6 protein-coding genes are annotated in these 15,928 nt (G+C 71.4%); 2 read left to right on the plus strand and 4 right to left on the minus strand.

Annotation, left to right across the window (positions count from 1 at the left end; genetic code table 11):
- Window positions 1-612: 612 nt before the first annotated feature.
- Window positions 613-3,495, minus strand: a complete 2,883-nt coding sequence (locus OO54_RS32845; protein WP_159391646.1) for a LuxR C-terminal-related transcriptional regulator — start codon at window positions 3,493-3,495, stop codon at window positions 613-615.
- 729 nt (window positions 3,496-4,224) lie between these two features.
- The gene (locus tag OO54_RS32850) at window positions 4,225-4,584 is read right to left on the minus strand and encodes a DUF2255 family protein (RefSeq protein ID WP_051787403.1); all 360 of its coding nucleotides are present in this window, start codon (window positions 4,582-4,584) and stop codon (window positions 4,225-4,227) included.
- Between the two features lie 716 nt (window positions 4,585-5,300).
- Between OO54_RS32850 and OO54_RS42630 the strand changes: the two genes are divergently transcribed.
- Window positions 5,301-5,762 (plus strand): SsgA family sporulation/cell division regulator, encoded by a 462-nt coding sequence (locus OO54_RS42630; RefSeq protein WP_078905462.1) that lies wholly within the window; start codon window positions 5,301-5,303, stop codon window positions 5,760-5,762.
- A gap of 598 nt (window positions 5,763-6,360) precedes the next feature.
- Here OO54_RS42630 and OO54_RS32860 read toward each other — a convergent pair.
- The gene (locus tag OO54_RS32860) at window positions 6,361-9,216 is read right to left on the minus strand and encodes an ATP-binding protein (protein ID WP_234439534.1); all 2,856 of its coding nucleotides are present in this window, start codon (window positions 9,214-9,216) and stop codon (window positions 6,361-6,363) included.
- A gap of 1,019 nt (window positions 9,217-10,235) precedes the next feature.
- Here OO54_RS32860 and OO54_RS32865 point away from each other — a divergent pair.
- Complete coding sequence (locus OO54_RS32865) at window positions 10,236-13,010, plus strand: AAA family ATPase (RefSeq protein WP_063738351.1); 2,775 nt, start codon at window positions 10,236-10,238, stop codon at window positions 13,008-13,010.
- 162 nt (window positions 13,011-13,172) lie between these two features.
- On the opposite strand, the gene OO54_RS32870 is transcribed toward OO54_RS32865, so the two are convergent.
- On the minus strand, window positions 13,173-15,908 hold the full coding sequence (locus OO54_RS32870) for an ATP-binding protein (protein WP_051787409.1): 2,736 nt from the start codon (window positions 15,906-15,908) through the stop codon (window positions 13,173-13,175).
- Window positions 15,909-15,928 lie beyond the last annotated feature (20 nt).

The raw sequence follows: 15,928 nt of genomic DNA on the forward strand, positions 1-15,928 counted from the left end.
GCGGCCTCGCCCCGAAGCGTGACCCCTGCCCGATCTCGGCGAGCTGCTTCTCGAAGAAGCGTTCGGAGGTGTCGCGCCATTCGCTCGCCCAGTGCGGCCGGCTGCCGCTGAGGGCGAAGCGGAGGCGTTCGAACGGGGCGTAGTCGAAGCTGGGGATCCTGATCCAGGAGTTCTTCTTCGTCTCGACGAGTTCCTTCTCGGTGGCAAGGTGTGCAGTTCGGTCCTGTTCCTGAAGGACGAGGGACTCCGCGGTCTGCCCTGTGCGGTGATGCTGAAGTGGGCAGACGCCCTGCGGAGGCGGTGGGGCGGGGGTGCGGAGCCGGTCTGTCCCGCCGAACTGGAGTGTCCTGAGGCCTCGGCAGCGGTGATCAGCGCCTGGATAGGCCTGAGGGTGAGTCCTTGGACCAGCTTGGTCAGGCCCAGCGGCTGGGGGTTCGTTCTGCATGGCCCGGACCACGCTTTGCGGCCGTGTGAGTCGTGAGGGCACAGGACGGGTTTGAGGATCCCCAGGCGCCAGGCGGGGATGTCGACGAGTTTGCTCTTGTACCCGCCACGGCGCCAGCCCCCGCACCACCGCATGGTGAAGTTCTGCCCTGGCAGCGGGCCTGGCTATCAGGCCGTTCCCGTGTGCCCTGGAGCGCTTCCGTCCCTTCGCTGTGGCGGACTCGACGCGCGACGTCCGGTGTTCTCGACGCGTGACCGCAGCTCTTCGGGAGGCAGTACTGACGCGTCCCGTAGCTGACGGCGAGAGGAGACCCCCAGCTTCCGGAAGATGTTCCGCAGGTGGGCGTCGATGGTCCGCGGGGACAGAACCAGCGCTGTGGCCACCTCCTTGGTCGTCGCCCCGCCCGCCACCGCACGTGCGATGCGCTCCTCCTGCGCGGTCAGCGCCGCCCTGGTGCCTGACACGCCCGATTCGGGGAGGAAGCCCGCGGCGGCCAGTTCACCCGCCGCGCGCTCGGCGAAGGCACGTGCGCCCGCACCCAAGAACGTCTCATGGGCTGCGCGTAGCGGTATTCGGGCCAGCACCGTCCGGCCGTTGCGCCGTAGCCACTCGCCCCACAGCAGCCGCGTCCGCGCCGCTTGCAGTTCAGCCCCGGCGACGTCCAGACGCTCGGCCGAGCAGCGGTAGAGCGCGTCAGCACGTGTGTCGTCGGCAAGTAGGGCGAGGGCCCGCAGGTGGATTCCGCGCGCCCAGTCGGTGTCGGTCAGCCGCGCGCAGGTGGCCAGCCGTTCGGCGACGGCTTCGGCCTCCTGCACGTGGCCGGTGCGCGCTGCGGCCTCCAGCCGTTCCGGCAGCAGCCAGGGCCGAAAGGCGGGCTCATCCAGAGCCATGGCGGTGCCGGTGAGTTCGAAGGCACGCGGGTAATCGCCGAGAGCATTGTGCAAGACGGCCTGGGCGTACTCCACGGTGCTCAGCAGGCGGCCCTCGCCGCGCGCCTCGGCATCTCGCCGGCAGGCGGCGGCGAGGGCCTCGGTGCGGTCCCGGTCGCCGCGCCAGGCGGTCAGAGTGAGCACGGCGTGACCCGGTGACACGGCGCCGATGGTCGCGCTGATCGCCTCGGCCTCGGAGACCCGGGCAGCTGCCACGTCCAGCCGGCCGCGGTGGAGGTCTGCGAACGCCTGGTGGACCAGTGCCGCCGGAAGCACGCTGGTTGCTCCCGTCGCGCGGGCGGCGGCCACGGTCCACTCGGTGATGGTCTCCCATGCCGCCGCATCCCATAGGTCGACTGCCGCGTGGCACAGCAGCCAGTTCCCGTTCGTATCGGGGTACGGCTGTGACGGGTGACCCGCCGCGAGGTGCGCATCGACGGCGCGGCGCAGCAGGGGGACCGCCGGGCCGTATCCGTGCCGAGTCCGCGTGTGCAGGGCCTGGAGCAGCAGGGCGCGCGTCTCGGGCAACTGCGGGCCGCAGGACTCCGTACGCATTCCCGCCGCCCCTGCCACTGCCTCCTGTGGTGGGTGCAGGCGGCCGGCGAAGATCTGGGCGGTCAGTGCGTCCAGCGCGGATACGTCGCGAATGTGCCGGTGGCCGGATACGGCTGCGTGGCGGGCGGCTTCGTTCAGCGAGCGCACCGCAGCGGTGTCGCGGTGCACGCCGTACCGGGTCTGGGCGAGCAGGATGGCGGCCTGGGCCCGTTCAAGGGCCGGGAGGGGAGCGGTATGCACGTCGGCCAGTAGGTGCAGGGCCTGCCGCAGCGAACCGGTGCGGTGCCGGACGCGGGCGCCGGCAAGCAATCGCAATGCGCGCGTCTGCCGGTCGGGCGTCAGGGAGGCGGCCAGCTCCCACAGAGCGGCCGTCGTGGCTCCGGCGGCCAGGCCGTCTGTCAGCTCCGCCGCATCCTGCAGCTGGGTTGCCACTGCCTCGTCCAAGGTGACCGCGGCCTGTCCGCGGTGCCAGGCCCGCCGTTCGGGGGAGTCCTCTTCGGTAGGCATACCGCCCGCGAGGGCGGCGTGGATTCGGCGCCGCTGCGCCACCGCAGCCCGTGCGTAGACGGCTGTGCGCAGCAGCGGGGTGGCGAAGCGCACGTGGGGGGTCAGAGCGAGGAGCCCGGTGGCCTCGATCTCATCGACGGCGTCCCGGCCGATGCCCAGGCGCTCGGCGGCCCGCAGCACGGTCACCGACTCTCCGAAGGGCTCGGCGGCTGCGAGTACGAGCAGGTCCCGGGCCGACGCGCCGAGCCCGTGCAGCGCGGTATTCAAGGCCCTCTCCCAGTCGGCGGAAAGGGAAAGCCGAGGCTCGTCGGGCGTGCAGAACGCCATTTCGGTCGGCCCGATCGAGCGGGCCGCGTCGAGCAGCGCCCGGGGATTGCCGCGCGCCTCGGCCACCATGCGGTCGCGGACGCGGGGATCGAGCGGGGCGTGCAGACGCGTCGCGAGCAGGGCATGGGCTTCCGGGGCCGAGAGGCCCAGCACGGTCAGCCGCTCAAACCGCTGCAGCTCACCGAAACGGGCGGCGTCGGGCAGCGCGAACACGAAGGCGGTCTCGCCGTTGCCGCACCGCCGTGCGGCAACGGCGAGACTCGTGCGGGAAGCACGGTCCATCAGATGCGCGTCGTCGAGCAGGCACATCATCGCTCCCGCGCCGCCTACACGGGCGAGCAGCCCGGCCACGGCCGTGCCGACGTGCACCGGGGAGGGCACGGGCCCGTCACGCAGACCCAGGACGACGGCCAGCGCGTCGCGGTAGGCGGGTGGCAGGTGGCCGAGCTTGCCATATAGGGGCGCGCACAGCCGCTGGACAGCGGCGAACGGCAGCTCGGTCTCGCCGGCCACTCCGTTCACGCGCAGGATCCGCATGCCCCCGCCCCGTTCCTCGAGGTGGTCGAGAAGTCGGCTCTTGCCCGTCCCGGATTCCCCGTGCAGCACCAGCGACCGCCCGCGGCCCGCCCGGACGTCCGCCACCAGGGCGTCGAGCACGCGGGTCTCGGCCGCGCTGCCGCGCAGGTCAGCGTCCTCACTTCTCTTCTGCGGGACCACAACGACGGTGTCCATGTCCGCTTCCCCCTGCTGACCACGGCCGCGCATCCTGCTCCGGTCCTCTGTCCTGCCTCCCATGGTGTCCCGTGGCTGTCTACGAATCGTCAACACCGCGTCTACGTCTGCCGTGGTTTCACGTCCTTCACGGCGCGGTCCCGGTCTGTTCGCGCCCATGAGGTGTACGGACGACCTGGTGGGACCGGTCGGCGAGGACTTGAGCGTCGTTTCTCATGGCGGCTTCCGGCGCCGGTGAGGTTCCCCCTTTCCAGCAGTGACGGCATGCCAGTGGGCCGGACGATCGTGGAGTGGATCTGCACCAGCCAGTCGGTGTCGCCGCCCGCATCCGCACGGGTCTGGATCTGCTGCCGGCCTGCCGCTCCGGCGGGCCCGAGGGGCGGTGCCCCTGCCCGACGGGGGCCGCGTCCGAGTGTGGGCGCCGGACGCCGTGCCTCCTGTCGGACGGGCATCGGGCGGTGCGGCCCGGCGCGCGCCGCCGGGGGAGAGGAGATCGTGCCGGGGCCGAAGCAGGGAATCCGCGGCCTTCGGCACCGGGCGATCGCGCCAGGACGGGGTTGCCGGCACCGTCCCTGCACCCCGTCGTCGCCGCCCCGAGGCCGCGCTCTGGCGGGGCGAGTCGCAGCGCGGGCACTGGTGCGGCGTCATGGCTCCATGAGTCCCCGGCCGGACCTGCGACGCGGGGCTCTCCCCCTGCAGCATGGTCACGCCGATTCCGCCGCCACGCGGTCACACCGCAGCGATCCGCATCGTCGTCGATCGTGCCTCGGCGCCCGTCATGATCCGGACGGGACCGGGCCAGCCTGGGCCGTACTTGACCCGGTAGGCCTCGGACACCCGGTCCTCGAGCGCGCTGTCGAGGACGGGTTCCAGCCGGACGGGGAACAGCCCCCAGGGCGCCTCGACGCGCATGGGCGCGCCACTCAGTGCACTGCGCAGCCACTGGCTGCGCCTTCCGAAGGCGGCGCGCACGTACCCCTCGCCGTCCACGCCGACGATCCACAACGGGCGACTCGTCCAGGAGCCGTCGTCCACCCGCGTGCGGAGTTCGATCTCCCTCAGCCGGTGCAGTCCTGCTCGGTCGTCCATGACGCAACCTTTCCGGCGACAGGGTGGGTGACGATGACTGCCGGACTGGCTCCTGCCGCCGGCGGCACGTACAGGCTCTTCGAAGGCGAGTGACCTTCCTCAGCATGCGTCCGGAACCCGAGCGTTCGCGTCGGTCGTTGTCACCTAGGCCGGTCGGTCCGGATCCCTTCCACCGGCCGAGGTTGTCGAGGTGCCTGACAGCGGCACCGCGACGGGACCGCAGTGGATCCGCCTCCCCGAGAAGTGCGGACGGGCCGTCGATGAACCCGAAAGCGGGTGTTCTTCGCTGCACCGGTCGGACAGCAGACACCGACGACGACCTCAACTGTGCTGTCCCGGAACACTCCACCATCGTGCGCGCGCACACCAGCATGCGGCTGGGCCGGCGAAGAGGCCGCTGGACAGGCGCACCGGCAGGTCACGCCATCGGTCGGACCTGGAGCGGACTGACCGCGAAGACACACGCTCAACGCAGGCCACCGGCCCTCGTGTCCACCGCGGGCCGGGCCGGTGACACACCTGCCTTCGCGAACCGGACTCGGACGAAATCGCCTGGACCCCGACCACATCTGCCGTACAGGAGAGCGCGCCCTTCGCAGCGGGCGGGCTTCGCGTACAGGTTCTAGGCGTCACGTTAGGCCCCGGCCGCCGAGACGAGGAGCTGTGCCCCTGCGCCAGAGTGATGTGCGTCAGCAGTCCGCATCGAGGGGAACGTTATGAGCAGCCAGGCAGGCGAGACACCGACGACTGCGCAAGCGGAACGGGCGGTGTCCGCGGAGGGCATTGGCGCCATGAGGCGGAAAGTGCGCACCGTCATCCTGACGGCGCAGGACCCCGTCGCCGTCGAATCGATCCTCGAGTATTCCCGGCACGACCCTCTGGTCGTCACCTTCGTCCTGTGCCTGCCGGGCAGCGGGAACGACAGACGCTGGGCCCTCGCGCGGGATCTCCTCGCCGAAGGCCTGCGTTCCGCAGCCGGGTTGAGCGACGTGCAGGTCTGTTCCGTCGCCCCCGAGCAGGTACTGATCGAGCTGTCCAACCGGAGCGGCTATGTGGCCTTGGCCCTGCACAGCGCGGATGTGCGCGCCTTCCTGGACCAATGTGACCTGATGGTCCCGGACGGCCGGGAAATCGTCCGGCAGAGCCTCGACGACTTCCTCGCCACTCTGCTGCCGTAGGTGTGCGGTGCCGCCTCGGACGCCGACGAGCAGTCGGCGACCGCTGACAAGCCCTCGACAGCGCCGAGGTCGCGTCGGCCGAGGCAGCCGTCGGCCCGCCGGACGCGAGAGCGTCGTCCCGGGACCGGTGAGATCGGCGCCCCTCTTCTGCGACGCGCCGGTACGCCGGACGCTGTACACCGTTTCCGATCGAGGGAGGTCATGGAATCTCTGGTGAACGTGGCCGTCATCTCCTACGCGGTCCCCGGCAACGACTTCGAGTCGGTCTAGGCCGTGGCCGTGAGGGCGGAGAAGGCCGACGCTGACGTACGGCTCCGTACGGTGCACGAACCGGCCCCGCCGATGCGCTTGCCTCGATCGAGGGTTGGCCCGACGACACCACCACCCCTGGGCATCGGCCCCATCCGGTTCCGGGTGGGTGACCCCTACGGCACGAGCCACGTGTCCAGGGCGGCGAAGCTTCCCCGGCGGGACGAAACTCGCGACTGCCTGGCCCGCGGACCGTGCGGATCACCATGCAGCTCCAGCATGGCCGGCTCCAGCGCACGCATGCGGCCGTCGCTCGCCACTCCCGCTGCGAAAGCGGGCGGTGACGCCGTCACAGGCGGCTCATCGTGTCGGGGCCGGGCAGGACACCAGGCTCGCCGAGGGCTGGAAGGTCCCGCAACTGCTTGCGCGAGCGAATACCGAGCTTTCGATAGACGTTCCGCAGGTGTGCCTCGACCGTACGAGGGCTCAGGAACATTCGTTCGCCCACCTCGCGGGAGGTGGCGCCCGTGGCGACCAGCCGTGCGATGACAACCTCCTGCGCGGTGAGCAGACCGGCCGCCGACGCGGTCGGGTGGCGGACAGGCTGTTCGCCCGTCGCGCGCAGTTCCCGCGCGGCGCGTTCAGCGAACGCCTCCGCGCCGAACGACCGTAGCGTCTCGTGAGCCGTCCGCAGCTGGGCCTGCGCCTCACGGCTGCGTCCCTCGCGCCGCAGCCACTCACCGTGCAGCAGCCGGGCGCGCGCGGCGTGCACACGCCCCTCGCTGCGGTCGAGCCGGGCGACCGCCTCGCCGAACAGCTCGTCAGCCTCCGCCCCGTGACTCAGCAGGGCCTGGGACCGCAGCCTCATGCCCACACCCCAGTCGGTGGGACTCGACCGGGTCCGCTCGGTCAGCCGCTCGAGCATGCGCTCCGCCTCCTCGCGGCGGCCGCAGTGCACCGCCGCCTCCACGAACTCCGCCGGCACCCAGGCGTGGAAGCCCATCTCGTCCAGTTCGCAGACAGACCGGCACGCCGTCAGCGCGGCCTCGTACCGCCCGAGGCCGTTGCACAGCACGGCCTGCGCGTATTCGACGGCGGTGGCCAGCCGTCCCTCGCCCCGCTCTGCGGCATCCGACATGGCCGCACTGCTCAGTTCATCGGTGCGAGTCTCGTCACCACGCCAGGCGGCAAGGGAGACGTCCACGTAGACCAGGCCCGGGGCGCCGACCTCCGCAGCGATCGCATAGGACTCCGCCACGAGCGCTGCCGCGTCGCTGAACTCCCCGGCGTGGATGTGGGCAAGGGCCCGGTAGCTCAACGTCATGGGCAGGGCCGCCAGAGCACCCGCTTCACGGGAGGAACGAATCTGCTCGTCGGCCAGCATGCGCCAGGCCATGTCGTCCCACAGATCCATGGCCGCGCTGCACGCCATCCACAGTTCGCCGGGGGAGTGGGCGCTGTCGCCCGGACGCCGCAGGTACTGGTCGACCACTCCCCGGAGCAGTGGGGCAGCCGCCTCGAACCCATCACGCACCTGGGTGGCGAGACCATCCAGCAGCAGGTCGAGCGGCCGGGCCGGCGAGGGCGCGGGCGGCATCGCGAGGGCGGCCTGTGCCGCTTCACGCAGGCGCGGACCCTCCGCGAACCGGCCGACGAAGACTGCCGCGGCGAGTGTCTCCAGGATGATCTCCCGGGCTGCGGACGTATCGAGGGGCGCCGTCGACTGCGCCGCACGCTGCAGCTCGGCGACCGAGGCGTCGTTGCGGTGTCGATCGAAGGCGATTCGCGCGCGCAGCGTCTGGGCACGCGCACGCGCAAGATCACCCAATGGTTGCGCATCGGCCACCGCGAGCAGTTCCAGTGCCGCATCCGAGGCGCCGACGTCGCGCTTCGCGGAGGCCGCCGCGAGTGCGCGCTCGGCACGGTGTCCCGCGTCGGGTGTCAGCTTCGTCGCCGCTTCCAAAAACGCCGCGGCCGCTGCCGCACCCCCGCGCGACTGTGCCCGGTCGGCGGAGCGCTCCAGAGCCCTGGCCACTTCCTCGTCCGGGCCCGCGGCCGCCTGGGCACGGTGCCAGGCCCGCCGGTCGGGCTCGTCGGCCTCGTTCATCACGTCGGCCAACGCGCGGTGCACCGACCGGCGCTCGGCCGGCGACGCGTCCCCGTACACGGTGGAGCGCACCAGGGGATGACGGAAGCGCACCCACAACCCGATCGACAGCAGTTCCGCGTCCAGCGCCGGCGTGGCGGCCGCGGCGTCGATGTCCAACAGATGTGCCGCGCGCCAGAGCACCACCGGGTCGCCTGTCGGCTCGGCGGCGGCGATCAGCAGCAGCTGCCGGGTGTCGGGCGGCAGCGCGGTGACGCGTGCCCGAAAGCTTGCCACCACCTTGGCCGACGCGGTGGTCGGGTCGGTGCCGCTTGCTCCCCTGGCGCCGTTCGTCCCGCTGTTGGTCATCCGAGGGGCGTTCTGCTCCGGGAGGGCGAAGCCGCCCGCCAGGTCGATGGTCCGCGGCAGTTCCAGCAGCGCCAGGGGATTACCCCGTGCCTCGACCACGATGCGGTCGCGCACCGGGGAGTCGAGAGGGGCCCGGACCCGCGCGGCGAGCAGGGCGCGTGCCTCGTCGTCCGGAAGGCCGCCCACGGCCATGCCGGGCAGCCCCGCCAGGTCCTGGCAGCCGCTGATCTCCCGCACCGCGAACAGGAAGAGCACCGGCTCTGTCTGCGCACGCCGCGCGGCGAAGGACAGTGCCTGGGCCGATGCCTGGTCGAGCCACTGCGCGTCGTCCACGACGCACACCAGTGGTCGCTCCGCAGCGGCCCGGGACAGAAGGCCCAGGACTGCCAGGCCCACCAGGAAGCGGTCGGGGACGTTGCGGGTGCCGAGCCCGAAGGCCGCTTCCAGAGCGTGCCGCTGGGGCATCGGCAGCTTGCTGAGCCGATTCATCACCGGTGCGCACAGCTGATGAAGTGCGGAGAAGGCGAGGTCCGTCTCGAACTCGACTCCGGCGACCCGCAGGACGCGCACCCCGCTCAGTGTGTGGACCGAGTCGAGCAGCGCGGTCTTGCCAATGCCGGCTTCCCCGCTCAGCACCAGCGCGCCGCCCCGGCCTTTTCCGGCGGCGCTGAGCAGCAGGGCGAGTTCCTCGCGCTCCTGCCGTCTGCCGATGAGCTCCGTTGCTTTCCCCGGGTCACGGCTGATCCGCACCGCGTCCCACCTCTCCGCATTCCCGCGATTTCCCACCAAGTCCTCCGGCCGGCATCCGAGATGGAGTCGGCCCGAGGCCAGAGCGAGCCCGTCCGGTGGAAAGGCCGCCGCGCGGTCCGGCGGCGACTGCTTGCACGCCCGACGGTGGATTCCAACCCCTTTGATACCAACATCATCGCATGCCCGCGGTATCGCGCTTTTTTCCTGCTCCGGCCAGCGAGGCGGTCGCTCTCCGTGAAGCCGGTGGGGAGAACCCACCGGCGCACGCCTCTGCGAGCTGTCACTGCCGATGTCGAAGTCCTTTGCCTCCTGCCACTTTACCCACGTGCTGCACCTTGCCTTCCGGGGTCCCCGGGCTGGTGGGGCAGGGCCTCCAGGCGTCTCGTGCCTCCGCCTGCGCGGCAACGCCGGGGACCGAGCGGCCGACCCCGCCCCCCCGCCCCAACTCCCCTACCGGGGGTCAATCCGGGCCGTATCCACCAGCGCCGAACCGGTCAGGCCGCTCATGGCCAGGGCGGCGGCACGCGCCGTGAGGAGATCGGTCGGCCGTGAAGCCGCGAGCTCTTGGCGCGCTCGCGAGCCCCCTGACCATGCTCGAAGAAGCTCCCGGACCGCATGCGTGCCGCCATCGGTGAAACACACCTAATCGACAGTGCCCACAGAGGAGTGCGTCCCTCTCGGCGAAAGGCGCTGGGATTCACCATTTCAGCAGGTCAAAAGCCCTTTCGGTCCATCTGGAAGAGGGTGACCGGTCACCCTCTTCATCGCTGACGTACAAGAGGGCCGCGGATAGAGTCGGATCGCCGACCCGGCAGCTTGAGTCGACGACGGCCGGGAGGGGGCCACCCCACAACGGCCCACCGCCCAGAGCAGCCGACCCGGCTCCACGATGAGTCATGAGCTGTGCACCACGAGGTCAGCACGTGCCACCGATCCCCACGCATATCACGGTGGTAGCCGCTGTTGTTGCCGCGCACCGACGCCTGCGCGCGGGTCAGCAACCTGAAGAAAGGGGAGCGATGATCACGCCGTCAGCGGCCGAAGCATCTTCCAGACTGCTTGGTAGGGGCAGGGAGACCGCAGCCCTCAGGCGCCTGCTCGGAGCGGCCCGGCGGGGCAACGGCGGCGCCCTTGTCCTGCGCGGAGAGCCTGGTATCGGCAAGTCGGCTCTGCTGCACCAGCTACTGGAGCACGCGGAGGGATTCTCGGTCCTGCGCGTGGAGGGCTACGAGTTCGAGACGGATCTGGCGTTCGCGGCTCTGCACCAGCTCTGCCGTCCACTGATCGACGGCATCGCCCAGCTACCCGGCGCGCAGCGCACCGCGCTGGAGGCGGCGCTCGCCCTGAGCGAGGAGAGCGCCCCGCACCGCTTTCGGGCGGCCTTGGCCGTACTGAGTCTGCTCGCCGAGGCGGCCGCCGAACAGCCTGTTCTGTGCCTCGTGGACGACGCCCAGTGGCTGGACGAGGAGACCCTGCACACCCTGTGCTTCGTCGCGCGCCGCCTCGGCAGCGAGCGCGTCGCCTTGGTGATCGCCGCCCGGGAGACCGACAGAGCAGCAGTACTGGCTCCCCTGCCCTCCCTCACCGTTGCCGGCTTGGACGACTCCACTGCCCGGGCCCTCCTGTCCTCCCACGTGCTGGGCCCGCTCGACCCACGGGTGAGCGACCGCATCGTCGTGGAGGCGCGCGGCAACCCACTGGCTCTGCTGGACCTCTCACACAGCACCACCCCCGAGCGGCTGGCCGGCGGGTTCGCCATACCGCCGATGCGCTCCGTGACGATGACGCTGCAGGACGACTACCACAAGCGGTTGGACGTCCTGCCCCTCGATACCCAGTTGCTGCTCCTGGCCGCCGCCGCCGAACCCACGGGGGACAGCAGCCTCCTGTGGCGAGTGATCCATCGGCTGGGCATCAACCCCTCGGCCGCGGAAGCGGCCCAGGAAACCGGGCTCGTCACGATCGACACCCGGGTGCGCTTCCGCCACCCGCTGGTGCGGTCCGCCGCCTACACGTCCCTCTCCGGGCGGGAACGCAGACAGGTGCACCAGGCCTTGGCCGACGAGACGTCCGCCGCCGTCGACCCCGACCGCCGGGCCTGGCACCGCGGCCAGGCCGCCCTAGCACCCGATGAGGCCATTGCCGCCGATCTCCACGCCGCCGCAAACCGGTCCCGTGCCCGAGGCGGTGCCGCTGCCGCGGCCGCCTTCCTCACCCTCGCCGCCACTCTGACGCCGGACCCGGACCGCCGGGCAGCGCGCATGCTTGAGGCCGCCCAAGCCAAACACGACGCCGGTTCGCCGTCTGTGGCCCTCGACCTGCTGCGCTCCCTGACCGTCCCCGCCGGTGCTCCCTTCCTGGCCGCCCGTGCCCAAAGCCTGCGCGCCCAGATCGCCTTCGACAGCCGACGGGACGACCCGTCAACGCAGCTCCTGCTGCGCGCGGCCCACACCATGGCCCGCCTCGACGGCGAGGCCGCAGCCCGCACCCTGGTCGAAGCACTCGCGGGAATGATCTTCGTCGGCCGATTCACTCCCGCCGAACGCAAGCAAGACATCGCCCGCGCAGCCGCGGCATTGCCCCCGGGGACAGTGCCGCAAGGAGCGCTCGACACGCTGTTCCGCGGGACGATCACCCGCCTGCTGGACGGACACGTCGCCGCCGCGCCGCTGCTGCGCCAAGCAGTACGGGACTACGGCCGAGACTCCGAACACCAGCACAACGTGGGCTGGCTGTGGATCGTCGGTAGCGCGGCCATGGACCTGTGCGACGAAGAGGCCTGGGCGGCTCTCATCGACCGTCACGTGCAACTGGCCCGCCGGGCCGGTGCCCTCACCGCGCTCCACGTCGGGCTGAGGTACCAGACGCTGGTTCACCTGCACGCGGGCGCCTTCGATCAAGCCTCCGCATGTGCCGACGAGGCCGCCCTCATCGCCGAGACCATCGACAGCCCACCGCTGTCCGCGTCGGACCTCACCCTGGCCGCCTGGCGCGGTACGGAGGAGCACCTGAGCACCCGGCTGAACCTGCGGCTCATGGAAGCCGAGACAGCACGCGAGGGCCGACTGGTGACGGTCGGCCACTACGCGCGGGCTGTGTACCTCAACAGCATCGGCCACCACGGGGAGGCGCTCCGCTCTGCCGAATCGGCGGCCGCTCACGACGAGATGGGCTTCCACACGTGGATCACCCCCGAACTCGTCGAGGCGGCCGCCGCGACCGGCCAACCGGAGCGGGCACAGTCCGTCATCGCGGACCTCCACGAGCGCACGGTGGCCAACGACACCGACTGGGCCCGGGGCCTGGAACTGCGATGCCGGGCTCTCCTCGCGGACGGGGCGGAGGCCGACGCCATGTTCCGTGAGGCCCTCGCCCACCTCTCACGCAGTGCGGCGCGCGCCCAGTGCGCCCGCACCCACCTGCTCTACGGCGAATGGCTGAGCCGTCGCGTCCACCGCCGCACCGAGGCCGGCACCCACCTGCACACCGCCCACGCCCTACTGACCTCCATGGGCGCCCACGGCTTCGCCGCCCGAGCCAAGAAGGCGCTCAAGGCCGTCGGCGAACAGCCCCACGCCGTCGCTGCGCCGACAGTCGACCACCTGACTCCGCAGGAGCGGCACGTCGCCCGCCTCGTGGCCACCGGCCTGACCACCAAGGAGGCCGCCGCCGAACTGTTCGTCAGCCCTCGCACCATCGATGCCCACCTGCGGAACATCTTCCGCAAGCTGGGCATCGAATCCCGACGGCAACTCAGAGGTGTGGCCGGGCTGGTGCCCCGGCTGCCCGTCTGACCGCCGCCGACGTCATCGCGACCAGAGCGGCGAGTTGCCGCTGCACGCACACCCGACGGCTGGAACCCGCTCGGTCGACCTGTACCGGGGACGCAGACCGTACGCGCCGGGCGGTCATCCACTCGGCGCGAGCCGGACCGGGTGACCCGCGCCTCCCGCGGGTCACCCGCTCGGCAGCTGCGTGTGCTGCGGATCCCCCTGCTGCGCCGCCAAGTCACGCAGCTGCCGACGGGAGGTGATGCCCAGCTTGCGGAAAATGCTGCGCAGATGCGCGTCGACCGTGCGGGGACTCAGATGCAGATGCATTCCGATCTCCTTGGACGTGCTGCCGTTTCCCGCCAGCTGAGCAACGCGGGCTTCTTGGTGCGTGAGCTGATCCGGGCAGTCGCCCGGAGCGCGCCGCACTGCCAAGGCCCCGGTGGCGCGAAGCTCCGCCGTCGCCTGGGACGCGAACGCGCCGGCACCAGCGGCAGAGAACATTCGCGAGGCCGTGCTCAAGTGCGCCCGGGCGTCCTGCCGCCGTCCCTGGCGCCGCAACCACGCGCCGTATTGCAGGTGCGCTCGGGCTGTGGGCACGACCGCGCTCGTCCGTGTCAGCGAGGCCAGAGCCTCCTCGTAGTGCTGCTCCGCCCCTGTGCCGTCTGCGACCAGCGCCCGTACGGCGTGTCCGATCCCTTGGCCGATCGGTGTGACCGCAACCGCGGTCCGCGCGGTCAACTGCGCCACGGCCGCCTCCGCCTCGTCCGGGGCGCCGCACCGTACCGCCGCCTCGACCAGTTCCGTCAGGGCGAGACAGGTGATGCCCGGTTCGCCGGCTGTGACAGCGGTGCGGGCAGCCGTCAGAGCGGCGGCGTAATCACCCGTGCTGTTGTGCAGCAGCGCCGTGCACCACCAGGCGGTGGCGTACAGCAGACCTTCGCCCGCTTCGTGCGCCTGGTCGGCAGCCGCGGTGAGCAGGTCGCCCGCGCCGGGCCCACCCTCGAGGGCCGTCAGGTACAGCCGTGCGTGCGGCAGTGGGGCCGTTCCTGTGGCCTCGGCGAGGGCCTCGGTCTCACGGACGAGTTCCGCTGCCGCCTTGGTGTCCCCAGCGAGGGCCGTGGCCAAGGCCAACACGGTGAGGGCCTGGGACAGCCCGGTGAAGGGGCCGTACCGCCGCGCCGTCACGACATGCTGCCGTGCCGCGCCGAGCAGGGCCTCCCACTCCCACGACTCCGTCCACACCAGTGCGGACAGCACAGGGTGTCGGACGCCGATGCGAGGATCACGTCGGAGCGCGTGCAAGGCTTCTCGCAAGTCCGGCGTATCACCGCGAAGCCAAGCGGTCAGGCGGTCGAGGAAGGTATCGGCGGCCGAAACAGCGACCGTGGGCTGCGGTGCAGACATGGTGGCGAGTGTCTGTCGCATGGCCTCGCTGCCTCGACCAGCCAGCACGGCCATCCCGAGCGCATCGAGACGGGCTTCGCTCGCCAGGTGCGGCGCCGTAGCCTCGGTCCGGTGGGCGACCCGCACCAAGTGCAGCACAGCCTCGTGCTTCGAGCACAGCACGGCGGCGATGCGGGCGCGGGCCAAGTGAGCCCGCGCCCGCTGCCGGGCATCGAGAGGACCGGCCTCGGCGGTGGCGAGCAGGTCGAGCGCCGTGTCGCGCTCGTCGGCAGCGGTCTTCTCCTCGGCGGCCGCCAAGGCGCGTTCGGCCTTCCGTGCCGGGTCGGGACTGAGCGCGGCGGACCGTTCCAGGAACGCGCCTGCGGCGGCGACGCCGGCACGTTGCCGGGCCAGGTTCGCCGCTTGCTCCAAGGCGGCGGCCAGTCCCTCATCGGGTTCGGTGGCTGCCTGAGCTCGGTGCCATGCGATCCGGTCGGAATCCGATGCGGAGTCCATCACGTCTGCCAGCGCCAGGTGTACACGTCGGCGGTCCTCCGCGTGGGCAGCTCGGTACACGGCTGATCGCACCAGCGGATGGCGGAAGCGCACATGTCCGCCCACGTCCAGGAACTCCGCCATGGTCAGCGCCTGGACCGCACTGTCATGGTCGACTCCCAGCTCGACGGCTGCCCGCCGCAGCAATTCCGGATCCCCCGACGGGTCAGTGGCTGCCGCGAGGAGGAGCGACCGGGCCGGCTGCGTGAGGAGTGCGGCCCGTTCCTGCACGCTCCCCTCGATCCGGGCAGACAGAACAGTACGGGCGTCGGGGCGCTCCGTGAGGTCGGCGTACTCGACACTGCGCGGCAGTTCCAGCAGGGCGAGCGGATTGCCGCGGGCCTCGGCCAGGACCCGCTCGTGCACCCGCTCGTCGAGGGGAGCGCGGAACTCCGTCCGCAGCAGGGCACGGGCGTCCCGCTCAGGGAGACCGGTGAGCGTCAGGCGCGGCAGAGCCGCGAGGAAAGCTGCCTCGTCCGAGTCACGAGCGACGAGCACCAGCACGAACCCGTCCGCCTCGGCACGGGAGGCGGCGATCTTCAGGACGTGTGTGGAGGCCGGATCCGCCCACTGGACATCGTCCACCACGCACACCAGGGGCCCACGCGCTGAGCCGGCGGCCGCGAGCGAGGCGAACGCCGACGCCAGCCCCACCGCGTCGGGTGCCGTACCGTCCCGAAAGCCGAACGCCCTCTGCAGGACGATCAGATGGCGGCTGGCTTCGTCATCTGACGGGACCAGCAGCGGTCCGCACAGCTGATGCAGAGTCGCGTAGGCGAAGTCGGTTTCCCACTGTGAGCCGCTCGCCCACAACACCTCAACGGGTTTCGAGACGGTGGCCAGGGCGTGCTTCAGGAGCGTGGTCTTGCCGATGCCGGGCTCGCCGCGGACGGTCAGCGCGCCGCCGTGCCCGGCTTGGGCCCTCGCGAACAGCGTGTGCAAGAAAGTCAGTTCCTCGTCACGGCCGTAGAACCTTGCCACGAGCCACTCCGCTTCCCCGG

This window comes from Streptomyces wedmorensis (assembly GCF_000716445.1).
In the GTDB taxonomy this organism is placed as follows: domain Bacteria; phylum Actinomycetota; class Actinomycetes; order Streptomycetales; family Streptomycetaceae; genus Streptomyces; species Streptomyces wedmorensis.